Raw genomic sequence first — 5,845 nt, 5'->3', positions numbered from 1 at the left:
ACCCCGAAGGGAGCGAAGGGGGCGAAGGGGGCTAGAACATGTCGTGCAAGAAGAAAGGATTGTGCGTGCGTTCATCGGCCGCGCTGGTCTCCAGCCCATGGCCGGAGTACAGCACCGTGTCGTCCGGCAGGGTGAAGATGTGCCGCTGCACGGACTCCTTGAGCTGCGCGCTGCTGCCGCCGGGGAAGTCCGTGCGGCCCACGGAGCGGTAGAAGATCAGGTCGCCCACAAAGGCCGCGCCCGCCTGGGGGAAATAATAGCTGATGCTGCCGGGCGTGTGGCCGGGCGTGGCCAGGCAGTGGCACTCCAGGCCGATGAACTCCGTCTGCCCCAGCGGCACGGGCTGGCTGGCAAAGGGCTCCACTACGGGGAAGCCGTACACTCCGCCGCGCCCGAGCTCCAGGTCCATCAGATAGGCATCGCCCGCCGGGGCCAGCACAGGCGCTCCCGTGGCCTCGGCAAGCCGCGCGCAGCCGTAGATGTGGTCAAAATGCAGGTGCGTCACCAGGATGTGCTTGAGCGCAAGCTTCTCCGCTCGCAGGAAGTCGAGCACCTCGGCCGGGTCGCCGCCGGGATCCACGGCCAGAGCCAGGCCCTCGTGGTCCAGAACGTAGCAGTTGGTTTCAAGGGGACCCAGGGAGTAGGACGTGATGCGCATGAAAGCCTCCGGCGTGTAACGTTGGCGCAAGGGTAGCCGCCCAGGCCCGCCTTTGCAACCCGCGCGTACTGCCCATGTTTGCAACAAAGCCCTTCACAATCCCCCAGCCAAGCCTTATCAGTAAAGAATACCACAGGAGGCAGCCATGACCACCACACGGCGCAGCATGCTCAAGTTTCTGGCCGCAGCGGCGGTAACGGCCGGGGCGGCCCTGTGGGGCCTGCTGCCCGAAGGCGCCCGCGCAGCCATCGCCGCGCGCTTCCCCACCCGCACGGTGGAAAAGAACACCTTCCGCTTCGACCCCGCCCGGGGCGAGGTGGTGTGGAAGGACGGACGACGCGAAGCCTACCGCCTGACCCTGGACGGGCTGGTGGAGACCCCGGCGCAGCTTTCCTACGCCCAGCTGCGCGCCTTGCCGCAGGTGCGCCGCACGGCGGACTTCCACTGTGTGGAAGGCTGGAGCGTGGAGGCCGCGCCTTGGGGCGGCGTGGACTTCCGTGAGTTGTTCGCCCGCGTGCGGGTGCAGCCCCAGGCCCGCTACGCCGTGTTCCACTCCCTGGGCCAGACCGACCCGGCCGGAGGGCTGACGCACTACGTGGAGAGCCTGCCCTTGGCCGATCTGCTGAATCCGGCCATGGGCGCGCTTTTGGCCCTGGACCTGGAAGGAGCGCCCCTTACAGACGCGCGTGGCGCGCCCGCCCGCGTCATCAGCCCCTTTGATCTGGCGTACAAGAGCAGCAAGTTCGTCACGCGGGTGGAGTTCTCGGCCCAGGCCGTGCCCGGCTGGTGGACCCGCGCCAACCCCATTTACCCCGTGCACGCGCCCGTGCAGAAGAGCCGCCTGCGCAGCCCTGATCCGCGCTCAAGCTGACCCCTCCCAAAAAGGACAAAAGTGTCAAAGAATGGCCATGGACCAGATTCCTGGCCTTTGGAGGTACCAAGGCGAAGGGACTTGATGTAAGCAGAGACATCGCCGGGCCGGATAGGTCAATTAACAGCCGCGATGCTCTTGAGGACGCATGAAACTCCGCAAGGCTACCACGCTTTCCATCTGCCTGGGCACTTTGGTGCTTCTCGCTGTCATTTCCGTGGCCACCCACCTGATTATCGACGCGACCTTCGATGAGCTGGAGAGCGCGCACGCCGTGCGCAACATAGAGCGCGCCCGAAACGCCGTGCAACAGGAACTGGCAAGCCTTGATGAGATCATCGTGGACTGGGCCGTGTGGGACGATTCCGCGCGCTTCATGCGCGGCAAGTCCAAGGATTTCATCGAGTCCAACCTGAACGACCGCACCCTGGCCTCTTTGCGCCTGGCGGCCATCGTCTTTCTGGACAATGGCGGAAAGGTGGTGCTGGCCCAAGGTTTCGACCCCATCAAGGGCATCAAGTCGCCGCTGCCGCCGGGCCTCATGGAGCGGCTTGTGCCCGGCTCCACTCTGCTGGCGGCGCGAAACGTGGAAGATCGGGCCAAAGGCCTGATGCTGCTGCCGCAGGGGATCATGCTCGCGGCCAGCTGTCCCATCACCAAAAGCGACGGCGCGGGCCCGCCCTTCGGCACCCTGGTCATGCTGCGCCCGCTCACCGCGCGAGAAGGCGTGGCCATAGCCGAACGCGTGCGCCTGCCGCTCTCCCTGGAACGCGCCGATGAGCCCCTGGGCGAAGACATCGCCCCCCTTGCGCGCGAGCTCACCGGAGGAATGGCGGAAGGGCCGGTCACCGACGACCTGTACGCCGCGGTGCTGATTCTGCCGGACCTCTGGGGCGAGCCGGCCCTGCGCCTGGTGCTGCGCGACACGCGCGAGATAATGATCCGGGGCGACCGGGCTTTGGACCTCACGCACATGTGGATGGTGCTGGGCATCCTGGTGAGCTTCGCCCTGCTGATGCTGTTTCTGGAGCATCGGGTGCTGCGGCGCCTGGAACGCCTGAAGCAGCAGATGGTGGTCATCGAGGCCCACGCAGCCGCTCCCGATGCCGCCGGAGACCACTGCCAAATTCCCGCGCCCCTGGGCCGGGTCGACATGCCCGGCGGCGACGAGCTCTCCGCCCTGGCTCAGGGCATCAACGGCACCCTGAAGGAATTGGAGCGTTCGCGCCAAAACCTCTCCACCCAGTGCGCCATGACCCAGGAGCAGGAGAGCTATCTCCAGCAAATCCTCGAATCCATCAAGGCCGGCGTGATCCTGGTGGACCCGCAGACGCACCTGATCCGCGAGGTCAACGCCTTTGGCGCGGCCAGCGCCGGGCGCAGCCGCGACGAGATCGTGGGCAAGCTCTGCCACGGCTTCATCTGCCCCAATGAACGGGGGCGCTGCCCAATCACCGACCTCGGCCAGGGCAGCGAGCAGAAGATGTGTTCCATCATCCGGGCCGACGGCTCGGAACTGCCGGTGCTGAAAAGCGTGTCCACCATCGAACGCAGCGGCAAACCTCTGCTGCTCGAGACCTTCATCGACGTGGAGGAACTGCAGAAGGCCCAGGAGGCCCTCAAGCGTTCGGAGGAAACCTACCGCGCTGTGTTCATGAACACCGGCACGGCCACCATCCTCATCCAGCCGGACACCACCATCAGCCTGGCCAACCAGGAATTCGAGAACCTTTCCGGCTACAGCCGGGCGGAGGTGGAAGGCCTGCGCCGCTGGACGGACTTCTTCGTCCCCCAGGATGTGGAGTGGATGCTGCAGCACCACGTGAAGCGCCGCCAGGCGCCGGAACTGGCGCCGCGCAATTATGAGGCCCACTTCGTCACCCGCCGGGGAGAGGAACGCATCGCCCTGCTCACCGTGGGTATGATTCCCGGCTCAGGCATCAGCGTGGCCTCCATAGAGGACATCACCGAACGCAAACAGGCCGAGGAGCAACTGCGCCACCAGGCCTTCCACGACAGCCTGACCGGACTGCCCAACCGCCAGCTGCTGCACGACCGCGTGGAGCGGGCCATGGAGGCCGCCCGGCGCGAAGGTGAGCAGGTGGCGGTGCTGCTCATGGACCTGGACCGCTTCAAGGACATCAACGACTCCCTCGGCCACACCGCGGGCGACCGCCTGCTGAAGCTGGTGACGGCGCGGCTGCTGGCAGCGGTGCGCCGCAGCGACACAGTGGCCCGTCTGGGGGGCGACGAATTCGTTCTCGTGGTTGGCGGACCCGGCGAGAAGGAAACCGCCGCCCAGGTGGCGGAGCACCTGCTGGAATCCTTCGCCCAGCCCTTCAGCCTGGACGGCATGAGCCTGCACGTGCGGCTCTCCATCGGCGTGGCCCTGTTCCCCCTGCACGGCGAAACGCCGGAGGAACTGCTGAAAAACGCCGACCTGGCCATGTACCAGGCCAAGGAACTGGGCCGGAACACCTTCGCCTTCTTCACCAAGGATCTGAACGATCAGGTGGTGCAGCGCCTCGCGGTGGAGGCCGGCCTGCGCCGCGCCCTGGCCACCGGCGGCATCGAGGTCTACTACCAGCCCAAGGTGAGCGAACCCGGCAGCCGCCTCACCGGGGCCGAGGCCCTGGTGCGCTGGCGGCGCGACGACGGAACCCTGGTCTCCCCGGCGGACTTCATCCCCGTGGCCGAGAACACCGGCCTCATCATCCCGCTGTCTCGCTTCGTCATTGCCGAGGCCTGCCGCCAGGTGGTCGAGTGGCGCAAGGGAGCGCACAAGGACTTCGTGGTGGCGGTGAACCTTTCGCCGCGCCAGTTCCTGCATCACGGCCTGGCGGAGCGCATCCGCGCCGTGATGCAGGAGACCGGCGCGACGCCGGACGCTTTGGAGTTCGAAATCACCGAGAACCTGCTGCTGGACAACCGGCCGGACGTGCTGGAGAACCTCTTCGCCCTGGCGGAGATGGGCTCTTCCGTGGCCCTCGACGACTTCGGCAAGGAATACTCGTCCCTCTCCTACATCAAGAAGCTGCCGGTGCAGGCCATCAAGATCGACCGCTCGTTCATCGACGGCCTGCCCGAGGACGAGGACGACGCCAGCATCGTGCGCTCCGTGCTTTCCCTGGCGCGGGAGCTGGAGCTGCGCGTGGTGGCCGAAGGGGTGGAAACCAAGGCCCAGCGCGACTTCCTGCTGGCCCAAGGCTGCACCGAGTTCCAGGGCTATCTCTTCGGCAAGCCCATGCCCGCCCTTGACATGACGGAGCTTCTGGCGCAGGGCAACCCCTTCGAAGCCCTGTAGCACCTCAGACACAAAGGACGCCCCATGTCCCTTTTCGACCAGAAGCGCCCGGTCCTGGTGACCTGTCCCAAGGCCCTGCCGCCGTTCCTGGCGCGCGAGATGGCCGCCCTCGGCCTGCCGGGCCGCGAACTGGCCGCCGGCGTGCTGGCCGAAGGCGACATGCGCGACTGCATGCGCCTGAACCTTGCCTTACGCACCGGCCACCGCGTGCTGCTGGAGCTGGCCCGCCTGCGCGCCAAGGACCCGGACGCCCTGGCCACGGAGCTGGGCCGCCTGCCCTGGGAGGACATCATCCCGGCCGACGGGCACCTGACCGTTGATTCCAGCGTGCAGAACGAGCACGTGCGCGACAGCCGCTTCGCCAACCAGAAGACCAAGGACGCCATCGTGGACCGCATCGCCTCGCGAAAAGGGCGCAGGCCGGATTCCGGCCCGGACCCGGTGGGGGCCTGTGTGTTCCTGCACTGGCGGGAGGACGCGGCCACGGTCTACATCGACACCACCGGCGCGCCCCTGGCCCGGCGCGGCTACCGCAAGATGCCCCACAAGGCCCCCCTGCAGGAGACGCTGGCCGCGGGCATCGTGCTGGCCACGGGCTATGCCCAGACCGAGGGAGCCCGGCACTTTCTTTCCCCCATGTGCGGCAGCGGCACCCTGGCCGTGGAGGCCGCGCTCATCGCGCTGAACCGCGCGCCCGGACTTTTGCGCTCCGGCTTCGCCTTCCAGCACCTGCTGGGTTTTGACCCGGAAGCTTACGCCGCCCTGCGGCGCGAGGCCCAGGCGGGCTCGAAGAAGGAGCTGCCCGGCCGCATCATCGCCAGCGACCTGGACCCCGAGGCCGTGGCCGCGGCCAGGCAGAACGCCCGCACCGCCGGGGTGGAGGCGCACATCAGCTTCGAGGTCTGCGACTTCCGCGAAAGCACCGTGCCCGCCGAAGGCGTGGGCGTGTGCGTGCTGAACCCGGAATACGGCGGCCGCCTGGGCGACGCGCCGAGGCTGGAGCCCATGTACG

At 67.4% G+C, this 5,845-nt stretch carries 4 protein-coding genes; 3 read left to right on the top strand and 1 reads right to left on the bottom strand.

What is annotated here, in order from left to right:
* Positions 1-31 precede the first annotated feature (31 nt).
* Positions 32-658, bottom strand: coding sequence for an MBL fold metallo-hydrolase (locus VN419_RS09940; protein ID WP_325647029.1), 627 nt, complete (start codon positions 656-658; stop codon positions 32-34).
* Between the two features lie 145 nt (positions 659-803).
* Here VN419_RS09940 and VN419_RS09935 point away from each other — a divergent pair, with 145 nt between their 5' ends.
* The 3 genes from VN419_RS09935 to VN419_RS09925 all read left to right on the top strand — a co-directional run.
* Positions 804-1,529 (top strand): molybdopterin-dependent oxidoreductase, encoded by a 726-nt coding sequence (locus VN419_RS09935; RefSeq protein ID WP_325647027.1) that lies wholly within the window; start codon positions 804-806, stop codon positions 1,527-1,529.
* A 148-nt stretch (positions 1,530-1,677) separates the two neighbouring features.
* The gene (locus VN419_RS09930; RefSeq protein ID WP_325647025.1) at positions 1,678-4,833 is read left to right on the top strand and encodes an EAL domain-containing protein; all 3,156 of its coding nucleotides are present in this window, start codon (positions 1,678-1,680) and stop codon (positions 4,831-4,833) included.
* Positions 4,834-4,857: 24 nt separating this feature from the next.
* Positions 4,858-5,845 (top strand): THUMP domain-containing class I SAM-dependent RNA methyltransferase (locus VN419_RS09925; RefSeq protein ID WP_325647023.1); only part of this gene is annotated, 988 nt, incomplete at its 3' end.

The sequence above is a fragment of the Humidesulfovibrio sp. genome (assembly GCF_035560995.1).
GTDB lineage: Bacteria > Desulfobacterota > Desulfovibrionia > Desulfovibrionales > Desulfovibrionaceae > Humidesulfovibrio.
This window is presented reverse-complemented; position numbering and strand designations above follow the sequence as displayed.

Excerpts from the sequence above, each read along its gene's own strand:
- VN419_RS09930 (WP_325647025.1), top strand. The coding sequence starts at position 1,678 with ATGAAACTCCGCAAGGCTACCACGCTTTCCATCTGCCTGGGCACTTTG.
- VN419_RS09940 (WP_325647029.1), bottom strand. The coding sequence starts at position 658 with ATGCGCATCACGTCCTACTCCCTGGGTCCCCTTGAAACCAACTGCTAC.
- VN419_RS09935 (WP_325647027.1), top strand. The coding sequence starts at position 804 with ATGACCACCACACGGCGCAGCATGCTCAAGTTTCTGGCCGCAGCGGCG.